The sequence below is a fragment of the Nocardia sp. CA-136227 genome, assembly GCF_050955695.1.
GTDB lineage: Bacteria > Actinomycetota > Actinomycetes > Mycobacteriales > Mycobacteriaceae > Nocardia.
In genome coordinates this window covers 42,399-59,604 of sequence record NZ_CP192081.1, presented here as the reverse complement: position 1 = coordinate 59,604, position 17,206 = coordinate 42,399, and the positions used below count along the sequence as shown (strand labels likewise).

The window sequence follows — 17,206 nt, the reverse complement described above, 5'->3', positions numbered from 1 at the left end:
CGCCACCGGCCGCACCGCGGTTTCCCCCACCAGCCGCACCGCGGCGACGAGACACGAACCGGGTTCTGAGTGCACATGGGTACGGGCAACATTCACACTGGTGCGGTGACTTCCACGCAGGACCGGCCGCACCCCGACTCCGACCACAGACCGGAGCCGCGGTCCCCGGAGGTGCCGCACCGTGGGCACGGCCGGTTGCGGGAGCTTCCGCACCTCGCCGGCACCGCGCTCGGCATCTTCTCGGTCCTCTGCTTCGCCTGGAGCATCTCGCCCGGGCTGCGCTACCTGACCACACACCTGCGCCACTTCGTCGACACCTACTACTTCGACGCACCCGACACCTCGCTGGTGTGGGCCCTGGTCATCGGCCTGCTGGCGGGCGCGACCGCCAGCCGCAAGCGCATCGCCTGGTGGCTGCTGGTCGCCTATATGGCGGCCTTCGCGCTCGCCAACGCCCTCGACTTCGCCTCCGAGGGCGACATCAACGCCCTGGTGGCGTTGATCATCCACGTCGCGGTGATCGGCGTCCTGATCGCGTCCTGGTCGGAGTTCTACACCCACGTGCAGCAGGGCGCGGTGTGGCGGGCGCTGGGCGTGCTCGCGGGCGGACTGGCCGTGGGCAGCCTCGCCGGATGGGGTCTGGTCGAACTGTTCCCCGGCAGCCTGCCCGACCACACCGAGCGCGCGCTGTGGGCGGTGTCGCGGGTGACCGCCACCATCCTGGTCTCCAACGAGGACTTCGACGGGCATCCGCCCCATCCGGTGAACCTGCTGCTCGGCCTGCTCGGCGCCATCGCGCTGCTGGCCGCGGTGATCACCCTGTTCCGGTCGCAGCGCTCCTCCAACGCGCTGACCGGACTCGACGAATCCGCGCTGCGCGGGCTCATCGAACGCTCCGACGTCGAGGACTCGCTCGGCTACTTCGCCACCCGCCGCGACAAGGCCGTGGTGTTCGCGCCGAGCGGCAAGGCCGCCATCACCTATCGCGTCGAGCTCGGCGTCTGCCTGGCCTCCGGCGACCCGATCGGGCCGAAGGAGGCGTGGCCGCACGCCATCGACGCCTGGCTCCGGCTCACCGACCAGTACGGCTGGGCCCCCGCGGTGATGGGCGCCAGCGAGCTCGGCGCCACCGCCTACCGGCGGGCCGGTCTGTCCGCGCTGCGCCTGGGCGACGAGGCCATCCTCGAGACCCGTACCTTCTCCCTCGCCGGACCCGATATGAAGCCGGTCCGGCAGGCCGCCAATCGTCTTGCCAAACAAGGCATCACGGTGCGGGTGCGCCGCCACAAGGAGATCTCCCTCGAGGAGATGCAGGACGTCATGCGGCGCGCCAACGAATGGCGCGACACCGAGACCGAACGCGGCTTCTCCATGGCCCTGGACCGGCTCGGCGACCCGCTCGACGGCGACTGCCTGCTCGCCGAGGCGGTCGCGCCCAACGGGCAGGTGCTCGGCATGCTGTCGTTCGTGCCGTGGGGCCGCACCGGCGTCTCCCTCGACCTCATGCGCCGCGACCGCACCGGCCCCAACGGGCTGATGGAACTGATGATCTCGCGGCTCGCCCTCACCTCCGACCAGTACGGCATCACCCGGATCTCGTTGAACTTCGCGGTCTTCCGCGCGGTCTTCGAGGAGGGCGGCCGGATCGGCGCCGGACCGGTGCTGCGGCTGTGGCGCGGCGTGCTCATGTTCTTCTCACGCTGGTACCAGCTCGAGGCGCTGTACCGCTCCAATGTGAAGTACCAGCCCGAATGGGTGCCGCGGTTCTCCATGTTCGAGGAACGCCGCCACCTGCTGCGGGTCGCCACCGCCAGCGCGCTCGCCGAGGGCTTCCTGCCCCGCTTCGGCCGCGAACACGACGCCTCCGCCCACACCGGTCTGCGGCCCTCGGTGCCCGCCGGCGTCACCGGCCTGCACGCCGACGGCAGCCCGCCCGACCTGCCGCCCGAGGAACTCGAGGAGAACGGCCGGCGCCGCCCCGAACAGGTGCGGGTGCGGATGGACAAGCTGGCCAAACTCCAGGACTCCGGCGTCGAGGCCTACCCGGTCGCCTATCCGCCCACCCACACCGTGGCCGCGGCCCGCGGCTGCCCGCAGGGCACCACGGTGCGAGTCTGCGGGCGGCTCTTGCGGATTCGCGACTACGGCGGCGTCATCTTCGCCGTGCTGCGCGACTGGTCCGGCGACATCCAGCTGCTCATCGACAGCGGCCGGGTGGGCGCGGACCGCAGCGAATCGTTCACCGAGTTCTTCGATCTGGGCGACCTGATCGAGGTGAGCGGCCAGCTGGGCCGCAGCCGCCGCGGCGAGCTGTCCCTGCTCGCGCAGGACTGGCGGATGATCGGCAAATGCCTGCACCCGCTGCCCGACAAGTGGAAGGGTCTCTCCGATCCGGAAGCCCGGGTGCGGCAGCGCTACGTCGACATGGCCATCAATACCGACATCCGCGAGGTGATGGCCAAGCGCAGCGCGGTGGTGCGGTCGCTGCGGGACAGCCTGCACGGCTGGGGCTTCCTCGAGGTCGAGACCCCGGTGCTGCAGCAGGTGCACGGCGGCGCCAACGCGCTGCCCTTCACCACCCACATCAATGCCTACGACCTGGACCTGTACCTGCGCATCGCGCCCGAGCTGTACCTCAAGCGGCTGTGCGTGGGCGGCATGGAGAAGGTGTTCGAACTGGGCCGCGTCTTCCGCAACGAGGGCGTCGACTACAGCCACAACCCCGAGTTCACGATCCTGGAAGCCTATGAGGCGCACAGCGATTACGAACGCATGATGCACGCCTGCCGCCAGCTCATCCAGGCCGCCGCGGTCGCCGCCAACGGCAGGATGGTGGCGCTGCGCCCCGGACCCGACGGCGTGCTCACCGAGGTCGACATCTCCGGCGACTGGACCGTCAAGACCGTGCACGGTGCCGTGTCCGAAGCGCTCGGCGAGACCATCACCCCCGACACCGACGCCGAACGCCTGCGGCTGCTCTGTGAGAAGGCGGGCGTCCCGTTCCAATTGGGCTGGGACGCCGGGCAACTCGTGCTCGAGATGTACGAGCACCTGGTGGAGGCCACCACCCAGAACCCCACCTTCTACATCGACTTCCCCACCTCCGTGTCCCCGCTCACCCGCGCGCACCGGCACATCGCCGGTGTCACCGAACGCTGGGACCTGGTCGCCTGGGGCGTCGAATTGGCCACCGCCTACAGCGAATTGACCGATCCGGTGGAACAGCGCCGCCGCCTCACCGAACAGTCCATGCTGGCCGCCGGCGGCGACCCGGAGGCCATGGAACTCGACGAGGACTTCCTGCAGGCCCTCGAACACGCCATGCCGCCCACCGGTGGCCTCGGCGTCGGCGTGGACCGGGTGGTCATGCTGCTGATCGGCCGCAGCATCCGCGAAACCCTGCCCTTCCCGCTGGTGAAACCGCGCGGCGCGGGCAGCTGAACCCGGCAGGACCGGGGTAAACCCTGATTCCCGCGGCCGTCTCCCCGGTTAATCTGGGAGTTCGGCCCGGGAGGGCCACCGGCCACACCGATTGGGGACTCCATGCATTACCTAGATCTCATGACCCAGGCGACACTGCTGGACCACCATGTGTGGACCCACCCCGACACCTGGAACGCCGCCCTCGAGAACACCGCCGCCCGCCGCTCCAGCAGCAAGCGCGGCATGAGCTTCTGGGGCTTCCTGGGCGTCTGCTGCATCGGCATCGTGATCCTGATCCTGGGCATCGTCTACCTGATGCGCCGCAAGAAGGGCTGACCCCCGGCACCCCCGGGGTGCGCTGCGGGCCGGGTGCGGCAGAGTGGGGGTGTGCAGTTGATCCTCGTCCGCCACGCCCAGCCGCAGCGCGTCCAGGCCGAATCCGGCCACGCCGACCCGGATCTCACCGCGCTCGGGATCGAACAGGCGGGCCGGGTTCCGGCCGCACTCGCCCAGCACCGGATCGCGCGGGTGGTCAGCAGCCCGCAGCTGCGGGCCCGCGAGACCGCGCGGCCCACCGCCGAGAAGCTCGGGCTCGACATCGACATCGTGGACGGGCTCGCCGAATACGACCGCGAGCTGCCGATGTACATCCCCATCGAGGACGCGCAGCGGGACTTCCAGGAAACCTACGAGCGGATCAAGGCCGGGCATCTGCCCGAGCAGATCGACGGGGATGCCTTCATCGCCCGGGTGCGCGACAGCGTCACCGCCATCGTGGCGGCCGCCGCGGCCGCCGACACCGTGGTCGTCTTCGCGCACGGCGGAGTGATCAACGTGTTGCTGCAGGACGTGCTGGGACTGGCGCGCCCGCTCACCTTCCCGATCGACTACTGCTCGATCACCCGAATCCTGTACTCGCGCACCGGGGGCCGCACCGCCGCCACCGTCAACGAGAACGGGCACGTCTGGGACCTGCTGCCGCGCGCGCAACGCGCCCTGCCCTGACCGGCGCCCGACCAACGCTCAGCCGACTCCCAGCCCGGTCGCACATACCCCGGAGGCCCGGGCCTTTCGATGGGACTCGTGCGCCGCTCCCCCCGCGGCGCACGATCCCGACAGAAAGGCACCACGATGTCCGCCCTCGACAAGCCCCGCCGTCGTCTCGCCATGCGTCTGGCCGCGGCCGGGTTCCTGGCCGCCATCCCGCTCGCCGTCGTCGCCCTCCCGGCGAACGCGGCGACCCCCGCAGACACCGCCACCCCGGTCGTCGCCCAGCAGATCGACGACAACGGGCCGTGGGACCACGATCACGACCGGGACCGCGACCGCGATCACCACGACCGCGATCACGACGGTGACCGGAACCGCGACGGCGACTGGAACAACAACAACGGCGACAACAACGGCTGGAACAACAACCCCGCCCCCGCGCCCGCGCTGCCGCCCACCGGCTCCTTCGGCTAGATCCCCGCAGACAGTCGAAAAGGCCGCTCCCGGAATGGGAGCGGCCTTTTCGATGCGGTGCGATCCTGGGGCGCAGAACCTCTCACCCGAGGATCAGGCGTTGGTCGCGATCCAGTTGTGCATCCAGGTCAGCGCGGTCTGGCCGCCGCCGACGCCGTAGCTGCCGTAGCTGGTGTGCTTGCCGCTGCGGTAGAACTGCTCGAGCTGGTGCGCGTACTCGCTGTCGGCGCCCTCGGCCAGCTGCGCCTGCAGGGTGCCGAAACCACCCTGGGCCATCAGGTCATTGAGGATCGACCCGAACTCGAGCTGGGTCTGCCACGGGTTGAAGTTGTTCGGGTTCGTCGCCTGCGCCAGGAAGCCGGCGAAGCGGGTGACGAAGTCGGTCTCCTCGGTGGAGCAGTACAGGTCGCCGAGGGCGCACACGGTGCGCACCTTGTCGCTGACCCAGCCGAAGCCGCCGGCGCGCGGCCCGCCCGCGCCCGCGCCCGGGGCGAACGGACCGATCTGGGCGTCGGTGGGCGAACGCCGCGGGTCGGAGATCAGCGCGACGGCCGCGACGCGATCCGGCGGCACCACGCCGTGGCCGCTGCCGATCTCGGCGGCGAGATCGCCTGCGGCGTCGGCGCCCTGGCTGTAGCCGGTGATGGCGATCTTGGTGCCCGAGCACCGCGCGGCCACGGCCTGGACCAGACCGCGGGCGTTGTCGACGGCTTCCTTCTTGGAGGCGGCGTAGATGTCGCCCTCCCACGGGAAGGCGGTCGCCGCGTAGGTCACGTAGTCGACATCACCGGGTAGACCATTGGTCACCGTGGCCAGCATGCCGGGCTTGGGGTCCTTGTCGTGGCCGGTCTCCCAGGTGCCGGGGACGGCAACCGTGTAGAGACGCGGGCAACTCGGGTCCGCCGAAACGGGACCGCTGCCCAGGACGATTCCCGACATGAGCACGCTCGCCGCTGCACCCGCAGCCGCGACAATATTCTTCAACCGCACCCTTGCTCCAGTTCACGCTTGTGCCGGGACATCTCACGCGTCCCGTATTCCCGATCATGGTGCGGTCGCCGGATGACACTCCGGTGCACTCCGGGTTAACCCAGGTAACCGCCCCGTATGAGTTCGCCGGAACAAACTGGTCGACGAGATCAGCGACACACCGCCGACAAGCATAAAGGGGCCTAGTCAGCAGTGCCAGACGAGCAGGCGAAGACGTCCGATTCCGGCCGAACATTCACCGGCGCAGCAATATCCGGCAAACCCGGCGGATCAGCCCTGAAGCGCGGCCTCGAGCATCGGCCAGGAGCGGTGCAGCGCGTCTTCCCAGTACCGCCAGGAATGCGTTCCGGAGGGCCGGAATTCGACCTGCGCCGGGATGCCGAGCGCGCCCAGCCGGTCGGCGAGCTGATGCGTGCATCCATTGGTCGCGGCCTCGATCAGCCCGCCCAGGATGATCTGGTTGGCCAGCGTCGCCGGGCGACCGCCGATCGACGGCGAGTCCAGGGTGTCCATCGGACCGGGCAGTCCGGTGGAGTTGGAGATGAACAGCGCCTTGCCGCGCAGCTTCTCGGCATTGAGCACCGCGTCGTGCCGGGCCCAGTCCGGGTCGCCGGGCGGACCCCACATGTTGCGGGAGTCGGCGTCGCCGCGGTCGAGCACCATCTGAATGTACTTGCGGCTGTTGTCATCGGCGGTGGAGGCGCAGCCGCTGTAGGCGGCGACCGCGCGGTAGCGATCGGGCGCGAGGATGGCCATGTTCAACGCGGAGGTCGCGGACATGGAGACGCCCGCGATGGCGTTCGCGCCGGAGGTGTTCAGCGCCTTGTCGATAATGGGCGGCAGTTCGGCGGTCAGGAAGGTTTCCCACTTCTGGCGGCCGATCGCCGGGTCATCCTGTTGCCAGTCGGTGTAATACGAGAATTTACCGCCGACCGGCGATACCACATTCACGTTCTTGTCGGAGAAGAAACTGACAATATCGGTTTGCCGATACCAGGTCGCAGCGTCCTCGCCGCCGCCCGCGCCATTCAACAGATACAGCGTCGGTCGCGGCACGCTGTTGTCGAATGCGGTGAGGACCTGGAGCGTGATCTCCCGGCCCATGGCGGCCGAATAGACCTTGAACTCTTCCTGCCGCTGTCCGGGCCGATCGATCGAAACGAGGTGGGATTCCGCGGAATTCGCGGGATCGGCCGTGGCCGTACCGATGGCCTCCGGCGACAACGTGAGGGCCAGCGAGAACGCCAGGCCCGCAATCGCGGTGAGTGCCGGTGACTTACGGGTGCGCATCGGTACGGGTGTTCCTATCGATCGAATCGGCCCGGTCGGGGATCAGCTGCCGATGTACTTGCGGATCGCGTCCGAGATGATGTCGGAGAACGAACCGGTCGAGCTGGTCTGACCGTCCGAGGAACCCAGGCCGTTGTTGTTCAGGCTGCCGAGTGCGGACTCGCCGACGGTGTTCGGGCGGGCGGTGAAGCACGCGGTCAGGTTCGGCAGGCTGTTGCTGACGCCGACGGTGCCGGCGACGCCGATGCCACCACTGGTGACCTGCTGACCACCGGAGAGGTTGGTGGGCACGCGGTAGGTGATGGTGTAGGTGACCGGGTTACCGGAGTTCACGAACCAGCCCGGGTTGGTGACCTTCCAGCCGCCGCCGTTGGGCTCGGGGGTGACCGCCTCGGTGCGCTGGCCACCGGCCAGGTGGTAGGCGGTGACGCTGGCCTCGAGCGGCGCGCCGAAGCCGGACGGCGGGTAGTCGGTGATGGTGTTGACGTACGGGTTGCCGATGCCGGTGGTGCCGACGACGATCTTGTAGGTCGCCGTGGTGCCGACGCCGATCGAGTCACCGTTGACCGACTTGTCGTAGGTCATGGTGATGCCGACGGTGCTGGCATCCTTCTTCTCGGCGTGCGAGCTGATGGCGCAGGTGCCTTCGGCGGACGCGACGCCGGTTTCCATGACGGCCATGCCCATACCGGCGAAAACCATTGCGCCAGAAGTCGCGATTGCGGCCGCGCGGCGATTACGGAACATTACTTTTCCTCCAAAGATGTCCCGAGATCCTCCGGGACCGATCCATACTTACCGAGCGCTGCGGACGACTCGGAGAGGTGGACTCCACACGAGGGGTAAGTAAACAGGTGTAACTGGTCCCCTGTCCAGGGTTTGCGAAAACTACTCGAAGCTACTGACTAGTAAACATTTCACATACGTTTATCGCATGACCAAAAGTGTCCCGGCATGACAAAAGGTGCCCCAGAACCGAAGTTCGGGGGCACCTTCGAGCGTTCGCTCAGTGGCTGCGGATCAGCGCTGGGCGACCATGGTCGGGGTGATCGGGGACGGCAGCGCCGTCTCACCCTCCAGGTACTTGTCCACCGCGGCGGCCGCCGCGCGGCCCTCGGCGATGGCCCACACGATCAGCGACTGACCGCGGCCCATGTCGCCGGCGACGAAGACGCCGGGCACCGTGGTGGCCCAGTCCTTGTCGCGCATGACATTGCCGCGCTGGTCGTAACCGACGCCCAGACCCTCGAGCAGGCCGTTCTTCTGCGGGCCGACGAAGCCCATGGCCAGCAGCACCAGGTCCGCCTCCAGAGTGAAGTCGGTGCCGTCGACCTTCTCGAAGCGGCCGTTGACCATCTTCACCTCGTGCGCCTGCAGACCGGTGACCTTGCCGTCCGCACCGACGAAACGCTCGGTGTTGACGGAGAACACGCGCTCGCCGCCCTCCTCGTGAGCCGAGGAGACGCGGTACATCAGCGGGTAGGTCGGCCACGGGGTCGAGGCGGCCCGCTCCTCCGGCGGACGCGGCATGATCTCGAACTGGTGGATCGACTCCGCGCCCTGACGGTGCGAGGTGCCCAGGCAGTCCGCGCCGGTGTCACCGCCACCGATGATGACGACCTTCTTGCCACGCGCGTTGATGCGCGGCAGGCCGTCCTCGTCGGTGATCTGGTCGCCCAGCTGCACGCGGTTGGCGAGCGGCAGGAACTCCATGGCCTGGTGGATGCCGTCCAGGTCGCGACCCGGGATCGGCAGGTCACGCGCGATGGTGGCGCCACCGGCCAGGACGACCGCGTCGAACTGCTTGCGCAGCTGCGCGGCGGTGATGTCCACGCCCACGTTCACGCCGGCCTTGAAGATGGTGCCCTCGGCCTCCATCTGCGCGACACGGCGGTCGATGAAGCGCTTCTCCATCTTGAATTCCGGGATGCCGTAGCGCAGCAGGCCGCCGATGCGGTCGTCGCGCTCGAACACGGTCACGGTGTGACCGGCCCGGGTCAGCTGCTGGGCGGCGGCCAGGCCCGCGGGGCCGGAGCCGACGACCGCGATGCGCTTGCCGGTGAGACGGGTCGGGTAGACCGGGGTGACCCAGCCCTCGTCGAAACCGTTCTCGATGATCTCGACCTCGACCTGCTTGATGGTCACCGGATCCTGGTTGATGCCCAGGACGCAGGACGCCTCACACGGAGCCGGGCACAGGCGGCCGGTGAACTCCGGGAAGTTGTTGGTCGCGTGCAGCCGATCGAACGACTCCTTCCACGCGCCCTTGTACACCAGGTCGTTCCACTCGGGAATCAGGTTCCCGAGCGGACAGCCGTTGTGGCAGAACGGGATACCGCAGTCCATGCAGCGGCTGGCCTGCTTCTGCAGGGTCTCGTGGGAGAACTTCTCCTCGTAGACCTCTTTCCAGTCCAGCAGTCGCAGCGGAACCGGACGGCGCTTGGGCAGTTCCCGGGAAGTGTGCTTCAGGAAGCCTTGTGCGTCACCCATTTACGAACTCCTGACTAATGCGCTGCGCGCACGGAACAACGATGGTGCTGCGTTGCACCGCAAAGGTGAGGTCAGCCACGAGCTGCCTTGAATGGTCACAGCGCCTCGTCCACGCCAAAGGTGATGTGTTACCCACGAGCCGCCTCCATGATGGCCTCGTCCACGTTCCGGCCGGCCTTCTCGGCCTCGGAGATGGCGAGCAGGACCTTCTTGTAGTCGCGCGGCATGACCTTCACGAACTTGGTCACCTGCTGCGACCAGTCGCTCAGGATGCCTTCGGCGACAGCCGAACCGGTCTCGTCGCGGTGCTGCGCGACGATGTCGTGCACGATCTGCGCGTCGTCGGACGAGAGCTGCTCCAGATCGACCAGCTCGGTGTTGAGGTTGGCCTCGAAGGTGCCGTTCGGGTTGTACACGTAGGCGATACCGCCCGACATGCCCGCGCCGAAGTTGCGGCCCGTCTCACCGAGGATGACCACGCGGCCACCGGTCATGTACTCACAGGCATGGTCGCCCACACCCTCGACGACCGCGGTGGCGCCCGAGTTGCGGACGGCGAAGCGCTCGCCGGCCACACCGCGCAGGAAGGCCTGGCCGCTGGTGGCGCCGAACAGGATCACGTTGCCCGCGATGATGTTCTGCTCCGCGACGTAGGACTCCGGCGCGTCGTCGGACGGGCGCACCGTGATGCGGCCACCCGAAAGACCCTTGCCGACATAGTCGTTGGCGTCGCCGACCACCCGCAGGGTGATACCGGCCGGGACGAACGCACCGAACGAGTTACCGGCGGAACCGGTGAACGTGATGTCGATGGTGTTGTCCGGCAGGCCGACTCCGCCGTACAGCTTGGTCACCTCGTGGCCGAGCATGGTGCCGACGGTCCGGTTCACGTTGGTGATCTTGGAGTCGAACTTGACCGGCTTGCCGCGCTCCAGGGCGTCGGCCGAACGCACGATCAGCTCGTTGTCCAGCGCCTTGTCCAGGCCGTGGTCCTGGTCCTTGGTGCGGCGGCGGTCCTGGAACATGAACGCGGTCTCGACGTCGTCCAGGATCGGCGACAGGTCGAGCTTGGCGGCCTTCCAGTGCGCCTTGGCGGCGGTGGTGTCGAGCAGGTCGACCCGGCCGACGGCCTCGTCCAGGGTCCGCAGACCCAGCGACGCCAGCAGCTCGCGGACTTCCTCGGCGACATAGAGCATGAAGTTCTCGACGAACTCCGGCTTGCCGGTGAAACGCTCACGCAGAACGGGGTTCTGGGTCGCGACGCCGACCGGGCAGGTGTCGAGGTGGCAGACGCGCATCATGATGCAGCCCGAGACGACCAGCGGAGCGGTCGCGAAACCGTACTCCTCGGCGCCCAGCAGCGCGGCGATCATGACGTCGCGACCGGTCTTCATCTGACCGTCGACCTGGACCACGATGCGGTCGCGCAGACCGTTGAGCAGCAGGGTCTGCTGGGTCTCGGCCAGGCCGAGCTCCCAGGGGCCACCCGCGTGCTTCAGCGAGGTCAGCGGCGACGCACCGGTACCACCGTCGTGGCCGGAGATGAGCACCACGTCGGCGTGCGCCTTCGAGACACCCGCGGCGACGGTGCCGACGCCCGGCTCCGCGACCAGCTTCACGTGAATCCGCGCCTGCGGGTTCGCGTTCTTCAGGTCGTGGATCAGCTGCGCCAGATCCTCGATCGAGTAGATGTCGTGGTGCGGCGGCGGCGAGATCAGGCCGACGCCCGGGGTGGAGTGCCGGACCTCGGCGACCCACGGGTACACCTTGTGCGCCGGAAGCTGGCCGCCCTCACCGGGCTTCGCGCCCTGCGCCATCTTGATCTGGATGTCGGTGCAGTTGGTCAGGTAGTGCGCGGTCACGCCGAAGCGGCCCGAGGCCACCTGCTTGATCGCGGAACGACGCCAGTCGCCGTTCTCCTCCGGCTCGAAGCGCGCCGGGTGCTCGCCGCCCTCACCGGAGTTCGAGCGACCGCCCAGGCGGTTCATGGCGATGGCCAGGGTCTCGTGGGCCTCGGCCGAGATGGAGCCGTAGCTCATCGCGCCGGTCGAGAAGCGCTTCACGATCTCCGACGCCGGCTCGACCTCGTCGATCGAGATCGGGTTGCGGTGCTCGTTCTTGAACTTGAACAGACCGCGCAGCGAGGCGAGACGCTCCGACTGGTCGTCGACCAGCTTCGTGTACTCCTTGAAGACCTTGTACTGGCCCGAGCGGGTGGCGTGCTGCAGCTTGAACACCGTGTCCGGGTTGAACAGGTGGTACTCGCCCTCACGACGCCACTGGTACTCGCCGCCGATCTCGAGCTCGCGGTGCGCGCGCTCGTTGCGGTTCTCCAGGAACGCGATCCGGTGCCGCTGCGCGACCTCGTCGGCGATGTCGTCGAGGCCGATGCCGTCCAGCGGCGAACGCAGACCGGTGAAGTACTCGTCGACGAGCTCCTGCGCCAGGCCCACGACCTGGAACAGCTGCGCGCCACGGTAGGAGGCGATGGTGGAGATGCCCATCTTGGACATCACCTTCAGCACGCCCTTGCCGGCCGCCTTGTTGTAGTTGTAGACGGCCTTCTTGAAGTCGGCCGCGTGATCGCCGGTGCTGCCCGGCATCTGCAGCGCGCCACGCTCCAGCATGTCCTCGATGGACTCGAAGGCCATGTAGGGGTTGATGGCCGCCGCGCCGAAGCCGACGAGCATGGCCATGTGGTGCACCTCGCGGGCGTCACCGGCCTCGATGACCAGGCCGACCTTGGTGCGGGTGCGTTCCCGGACCAGGTGGTGGTGCACCGCGGCGGTCAGCAGCAGCGACGGGATCGGGGCCAGCTTCTCGTTCGACTCGCGGTCGGACAGCACGATGATGCGCGCGCCGCCGTCGATGGCCGCCGAGACCTGACGCTGCACGGCCTCGATGGCCTTGCGCAGCCCCTTGCCGCCCTTCTTGACCGGGTACAGGCCGTGCACGACGACCGAACGCAGGTCGGGACGGGAGCCGTCGTCATTGATGTGGACGAGCTTGGACAGCTCGTCGTTGTCCAGGATCGGCTGGGTCAGGGTGATCTGACGACAGGACTCCGCACCCGGGTTCAGCAGGTCGGCCTCCGGGCCCACCATGCTGCGCAGCGAGGTCACGACCTCTTCGCGGATGGCGTCCAGCGGCGGGTTGGTGACCTGCGCGAAGAGCTGCGAGAAGTAGTCGAACAGCAGGCGCGGCCGCGAGGACAGCACCGCGATCGGGGTGTCGGTGCCCATCGAGCCGAGCGCCTCGCCACCGGTCTGCGCCATCGGCGAGATCAGAATGTTCAGTTCCTCGGTGGAGTATCCGAAGATCTGCTGGCGGATCAGCACGCGGTCGTGCGACATGTGCACGTGCGGGCGGTCGGGCAGGTCGCTCAGCTTGGTCGGGCCCTCGTCCAGCCACTGCTGGTACGGGAACTCGGCGGCCAGCGTCGACTTGACCTCGTCGTCGCTGATGATGCGGCCCTGCTTGGTGTCGACCAGGAACATGTGGCCGGGCTGCAGGCGCTTCTTGTAGACGATCTTGGCCGGGTCGATGTCGAGCACGCCGACCTCGGAGGCCAGCACGACCAGGCCGTCCTCGGTGACCCAGATGCGGCCGGGGCGCAGACCGTTACGGTCCAGCACCGCGCCGACGACCGAACCGTCGGTGAAGCACACCGAGGCCGGGCCGTCCCAGGGCTCCATGAGGAAGGAGTGGTAGCGGTAGAACGCGCGCTGCTCCGGGGTCATGGACTCGTGGCGCTCCCACGCCTCCGGAATCATCATGAGCACGGCGTGCGGCAGGCTGCGGCCACCCAGGTGCAGCAGCTCGAGCACCTCGTCGAAACGCGCGGTGTCCGAAGCGCCCGGGGTGCAGACCGGGAAGATCTTCTCCAGGCGGTTGTTGCCCTCGGAGTCGGTGCCGAACGCGTCGGAGTTCAGCAGCGCCTCACGGGCCCGCATCCAGTTCTCGTTACCGGAGACGGTGTTGATCTCACCGTTGTGGGCGACGCGCCGGAACGGGTGCGCCAGCGGCCACGACGGGAAGGTGTTGGTGGAGAAGCGCGAGTGCACGATGCCCAGCGCCGACTCGACCCGGTCGTCCTGCAGGTCCAGGTAGAACGCCCGCAGCTGCGGGGTGGTGAACATGCCCTTGTAGACGAAGGTCTCGCCGGACAGGCTCGGGAAGTACACCGACTCCTTGCCGGTCGCGCCCTCGCCGGCACCCGACTTGCCGAGCTCGTGCTCGATGCGCTTGCGGATGACGTAGGCGCGGCGCTCCAGGTCCATGCCGGAGAGCTGCTCGGCGCCGCCCTTGGGGGAGGCGATGAAGATCTGCCGGAAGGTCGGCATGGCGTCGCGCGACAGCGCGCCCAGCGACGACTCGTCGATCGGGACCTCGCGCCAGCCGAGGACCTCGAGGCCCTCTTCGCGCACGATCTTCTCGACGCCGTACCCGGCGCGAGCGGCCTCGCGGCGTGCCTGCGGCAGGAAGCCGATGCCGGTCGCGTAGGAACCTTCGGCGGGGAGCTCGAAGTCGACCACGGCACGGAAGAACTTGTCCGGGAGCTGGATCAGGATGCCCGCGCCGTCACCCGAGTTGGGTTCGGCGCCGGCCGCACCACGGTGCTCCAGGTTCAGCAATGCCGTAATAGCCTTGTCGACGATGTCGCGGCTGCGGCGGCCGTGCATGTCGACGACGAATGCGACACCACAGGCGTCGTGTTCATTCGCCGGGTCATAGAGCCCGATGGGTCCAGGGGACCTGTGGCCAGGAAGTTGCGTCATGCCTCTGCCTTCACAAAAAACAGGCCTTCGAAGAATGCGGCCTTCGTCGAACGCCTCCGGTCTGGACTGCGTCCGGACGTTTCGGAGACCAGCGGCGCTGATGGTCACTCCGTGCAGTCAACTTTGCAGTTGTCCACCCGCTTCGATTACCTAGTCGGGTGCTCGGTGGTAACGGAACTCTTACGCGTTCGCTACATGCCGTGCCGTTCTCGCCCGCTAGGCTGAGCACCGATCGGGCCTCTGTCCGTATGGGGAGATACACCGAATTGTGTGGTTCGGCGTAAGAGCAAACGATAAGTCAGGACTGGAGCCCAACCAACTCAGGTAAGGCTAATTCCAGCTTCTAGCTGGGCTTCTACATCCGGTCCTCCAACACACGCGCGTTCTCCAGTGTAAAGCAGGGGTGCCCGTGCGTTTCAGTTGAGTTCACCACTGTGACGCACCCGCGCGAGGTCGACGGCCGGACGGTCCAGCGCAGCTCCAGACTGCCTCCCACCTGCAATGAATCAGGTTTCCCCACAAGCGGATCCGGCAAACCGGGCGTTAGGCCGCTAACTTTCCGGACAAGTTCCGTTGCTCCGGCAACCGCCCGGGAGACATGGGCTCGCAACGTGCGGACCGTACGGAATTTTTCCTGAATGTGGGATTCAGCACACGTTCAGCAAACCGTAAATCTGTCTCCCGACTCGGTTTTCGGCGATATCCGAGACCGGACGCGGGTGATCAACACCACCTCGAGGGCCCGAAAAGGGCGATGTGAGCCTGACCACATCACACCCGCCGCGGTCGGTGTAACCGCCGGACGCCTGTCACGCTGAGACAACGAATCAGCGACAGTTTCGCCCTGCCGAACCACCTGGGACGTAGAGGATGTGAGCCTCCCATGACAGATCCCCACGTCCATTCCCCGGCCGGACCCGGCGACCTGCTGGTCTGGCTGGGTGGGGCGCAACCGCAGCTCACCGCCGGTCCCGAGCGTGCGGGCTACACCGTCACCGGTGCGGTGGTGGCCCTGTTCGCGGTCACCGCGGGAGGCATCACCGCCGCCGCGACCGGGGCCGCGGGCTGGCCCGCCCTCGGCGTCGTCGCCATCGCGCTGATCGCCACCCTCCTCGTCGGGGCGCTGTCCCGGGCCCTCGCCACCGCGGCCACGCCCGATCGGCGCGAGGACCGGCGGGCCGTCGCCGAATTCGCCGGGCGCATCGCCGTCGCGGTGCTGGCCGGGGTGGTGGTGGCCGAACTGGCCTGCACCCTCCTGTTCTCCGGCACCGTGCACCGGCGGCTCGACGAGAACGCACAGCACGCGGTGGAATCCGCGCCCGCCGTGGTCACCGCACGCACCGACCTGGACCAGGCGAAAGCCGCGCGCGGCGCGCTCGAACAGCAGATCGTCAAGGCGCAGAACGACGTCGTGACCGCGCTGAAGATCGCGCGCTGCGAGATCAACCCGGCGCAGGACTGCGACGGGATCCCCCGGACCGGCGTCCCCGGACGCGGTCCCGAGGAGCGCACCGCCAATCAGATGCTCGACGACGCGCGGAACCAGCTCACCGCCGAGCGGAACAAGGTGGCCGGGCTCGACGACAAGGTCACCGCGCAGGACAAGGCCCTCGCCGACGCCCGCAAGGCCGCCTATACCGACGGCGACCGCGGACTCGGGGCGCGCTGGGTGGCCGTGAACGACTACACCACAGGGCATTTCGGGGCGTTCGTCCTGCGCTTCGCCGTCGCCCTGCTCCTGATCACGCTCGCCCTGCTGCCGCTGCTGCTGCGCTGGTGGCGTGGTGAGACGGCGTTCGACCGCAGCGTCGCGGTCAGCACCGAGACCGACCGGATCGACCAGGCCGCCGCCACCGCCATCGCCGTCAAACAGGCCGAGGTGCGGGTGGAGACCGAAAACCTGCGCGCGGAACAACAACTCACCGCCGCGCGGCTGGCCGCGCACGCCGACACCGCCATCGACCGGGAACGGCAGCGCACCCGCATCATCGCCGCCATCGGCAATTTCGAGATCGGCATCACCGAGCCCGCGCAGCGCGCCGTGGCCGAATTCGACTCCGCCACCAGACTGGAACTTCCGGCCGGGACCGCGGCCGGAGATCGAAAGGACAGCACCGTGTCCCAGGAGGGGATCGTGACACAGTCGCCGAACCTGCCCGCCCAGCTCACCTCGGGTGCGCTCGCCCCCGTGCCGTCCGGCGGCGCGCTCGCGCCCGCCGCGCCGGCGCCCCAGCCCGCCAAGGGGGGCGGGCTGGAACTGCCGATCATCGGCACGGTGCCGTTCACCGACACCGCCGCCCGCTGGATCCGGCCGCTGGTCCCGTCCTTCGTGGCCAATGCCATCGACACCGCCACGCATCCGCTGCGCACGGTGCGGCAGGCCTTCGAGGAGGCCGAGGAGATCACCTTCACCCTGCGCCGCACGCGCAAGGTCACGGTGGACTCGGAGGATTCCGCGCAGCCGCAGCAGCACCAGCAGCAGATGTACGCGCAGCCCCAGCAGTACGGATACCTGCCGCAGGGCGCGCCCCAGCAGGTCTACGCGCAGCGGGTGGCCTCCACCGTGGTGGATCAGCCCTACGCCGCCTACCCGGGATACGCCCCGCTCCCCCAGGGTCATGTGGTGGACCCGGGCTACCCGCTGCCCGCGGCCCCGCAGCAGGACGCGCTGGCGGGTCGCCGCAACCCCGAACTCGACTACCGCGCCCCGCGCGAACTGCCCCCGGGCAGGGGCCAGGAGTAGCCCGCGGAAACGCGCTGTGGCCCGGAAT

General features: G+C 68.3%; 10 protein-coding genes. 5 read left to right on the top strand and 5 right to left on the bottom strand.

The window, feature by feature from the left end; translation table 11 throughout:
- Positions 1-105 precede the first annotated feature (105 nt).
- The 4 genes from lysX (at position 106) to ACQP06_RS00230 (ending at position 4,887) form a co-directional block, all read left to right on the top strand.
- On the top strand, positions 106-3,441 hold the full coding sequence (gene lysX / locus ACQP06_RS00245; RefSeq protein ID WP_433669588.1) for a bifunctional lysylphosphatidylglycerol synthetase/lysine--tRNA ligase LysX: 3,336 nt from the start codon (positions 106-108) through the stop codon (positions 3,439-3,441).
- Between the two features lie 120 nt (positions 3,442-3,561).
- The gene (locus ACQP06_RS00240) at positions 3,562-3,759 is read left to right on the top strand and encodes a hypothetical protein (protein WP_357088413.1); all 198 of its coding nucleotides are present in this window, start codon (positions 3,562-3,564) and stop codon (positions 3,757-3,759) included.
- Between the two features lie 51 nt (positions 3,760-3,810).
- Entirely contained in the window at positions 3,811-4,428 is a 618-nt protein-coding gene (locus ACQP06_RS00235) for a histidine phosphatase family protein (RefSeq protein ID WP_433669585.1), read from the top strand.
- 126 nt (positions 4,429-4,554) lie between these two features.
- Entirely contained in the window at positions 4,555-4,887 is a 333-nt protein-coding gene (locus ACQP06_RS00230) for a hypothetical protein (protein ID WP_433669584.1), read from the top strand.
- A gap of 93 nt (positions 4,888-4,980) precedes the next feature.
- On the opposite strand, the gene ACQP06_RS00225 is transcribed toward ACQP06_RS00230, so the two are convergent.
- The 5 genes from ACQP06_RS00225 to gltB form a co-directional block, all read right to left on the bottom strand.
- The gene (locus ACQP06_RS00225) at positions 4,981-5,826 is read right to left on the bottom strand and encodes a cutinase family protein (RefSeq protein WP_433669582.1); all 846 of its coding nucleotides are present in this window, start codon (positions 5,824-5,826) and stop codon (positions 4,981-4,983) included.
- Positions 5,827-6,147: 321 nt separating this feature from the next.
- Complete coding sequence (locus ACQP06_RS00220) at positions 6,148-7,167, bottom strand: alpha/beta hydrolase (protein WP_433669581.1); 1,020 nt, start codon at positions 7,165-7,167, stop codon at positions 6,148-6,150.
- Between the two features lie 42 nt (positions 7,168-7,209).
- Positions 7,210-7,869: a hypothetical protein gene (locus ACQP06_RS00215; RefSeq protein WP_357274979.1), complete on the bottom strand. Its 660-nt coding sequence runs from the start codon at positions 7,867-7,869 to the stop codon at positions 7,210-7,212.
- 318 nt (positions 7,870-8,187) lie between these two features.
- Complete coding sequence (locus ACQP06_RS00210; protein WP_433669579.1) at positions 8,188-9,657, bottom strand: glutamate synthase subunit beta; 1,470 nt, start codon at positions 9,655-9,657, stop codon at positions 8,188-8,190.
- 128 nt (positions 9,658-9,785) lie between these two features.
- On the bottom strand, positions 9,786-14,435 hold the full coding sequence (gene gltB, locus ACQP06_RS00205; RefSeq protein ID WP_433669577.1) for a glutamate synthase large subunit: 4,650 nt from the start codon (positions 14,433-14,435) through the stop codon (positions 9,786-9,788).
- 883 nt (positions 14,436-15,318) lie between these two features.
- Between gltB and ACQP06_RS00200 the strand changes: the two genes are divergently transcribed.
- Positions 15,319-17,178 carry a DUF4407 domain-containing protein gene (locus ACQP06_RS00200; RefSeq protein ID WP_433669576.1) on the top strand — a complete coding sequence of 620 codons (1,860 nt, stop codon included), beginning with the start codon at positions 15,319-15,321 and terminating at the stop codon, positions 17,176-17,178.
- Positions 17,179-17,206: the final 28 nt, after the last annotated feature.

What these genes read in the sequence shown, in the direction of transcription:
- gltB (WP_433669577.1), bottom strand. Translation starts at nt 14,435, where the DNA reads ATGACGCAACTTCCTGGCCACAGGTCCCCTGGACCCATCGGGCTCTAT.
- ACQP06_RS00215 (WP_357274979.1), bottom strand. Translation starts at nt 7,869, where the DNA reads ATGGTTTTCGCCGGTATGGGCATGGCCGTCATGGAAACCGGCGTCGCG.
- ACQP06_RS00210 (WP_433669579.1), bottom strand. Translation starts at nt 9,657, where the DNA reads ATGGGTGACGCACAAGGCTTCCTGAAGCACACTTCCCGGGAACTGCCC.
- ACQP06_RS00225 (WP_433669582.1), bottom strand. Translation starts at nt 5,826, where the DNA reads ATGTCGGGAATCGTCCTGGGCAGCGGTCCCGTTTCGGCGGACCCGAGT.
- ACQP06_RS00220 (WP_433669581.1), bottom strand. Translation starts at nt 7,167, where the DNA reads ATGCGCACCCGTAAGTCACCGGCACTCACCGCGATTGCGGGCCTGGCG.
- ACQP06_RS00200 (WP_433669576.1), top strand. Translation starts at nt 15,319, where the DNA reads ATGACAGATCCCCACGTCCATTCCCCGGCCGGACCCGGCGACCTGCTG.
- ACQP06_RS00240 (WP_357088413.1), top strand. Translation starts at nt 3,562, where the DNA reads ATGACCCAGGCGACACTGCTGGACCACCATGTGTGGACCCACCCCGAC.
- ACQP06_RS00230 (WP_433669584.1), top strand. Translation starts at nt 4,555, where the DNA reads ATGTCCGCCCTCGACAAGCCCCGCCGTCGTCTCGCCATGCGTCTGGCC.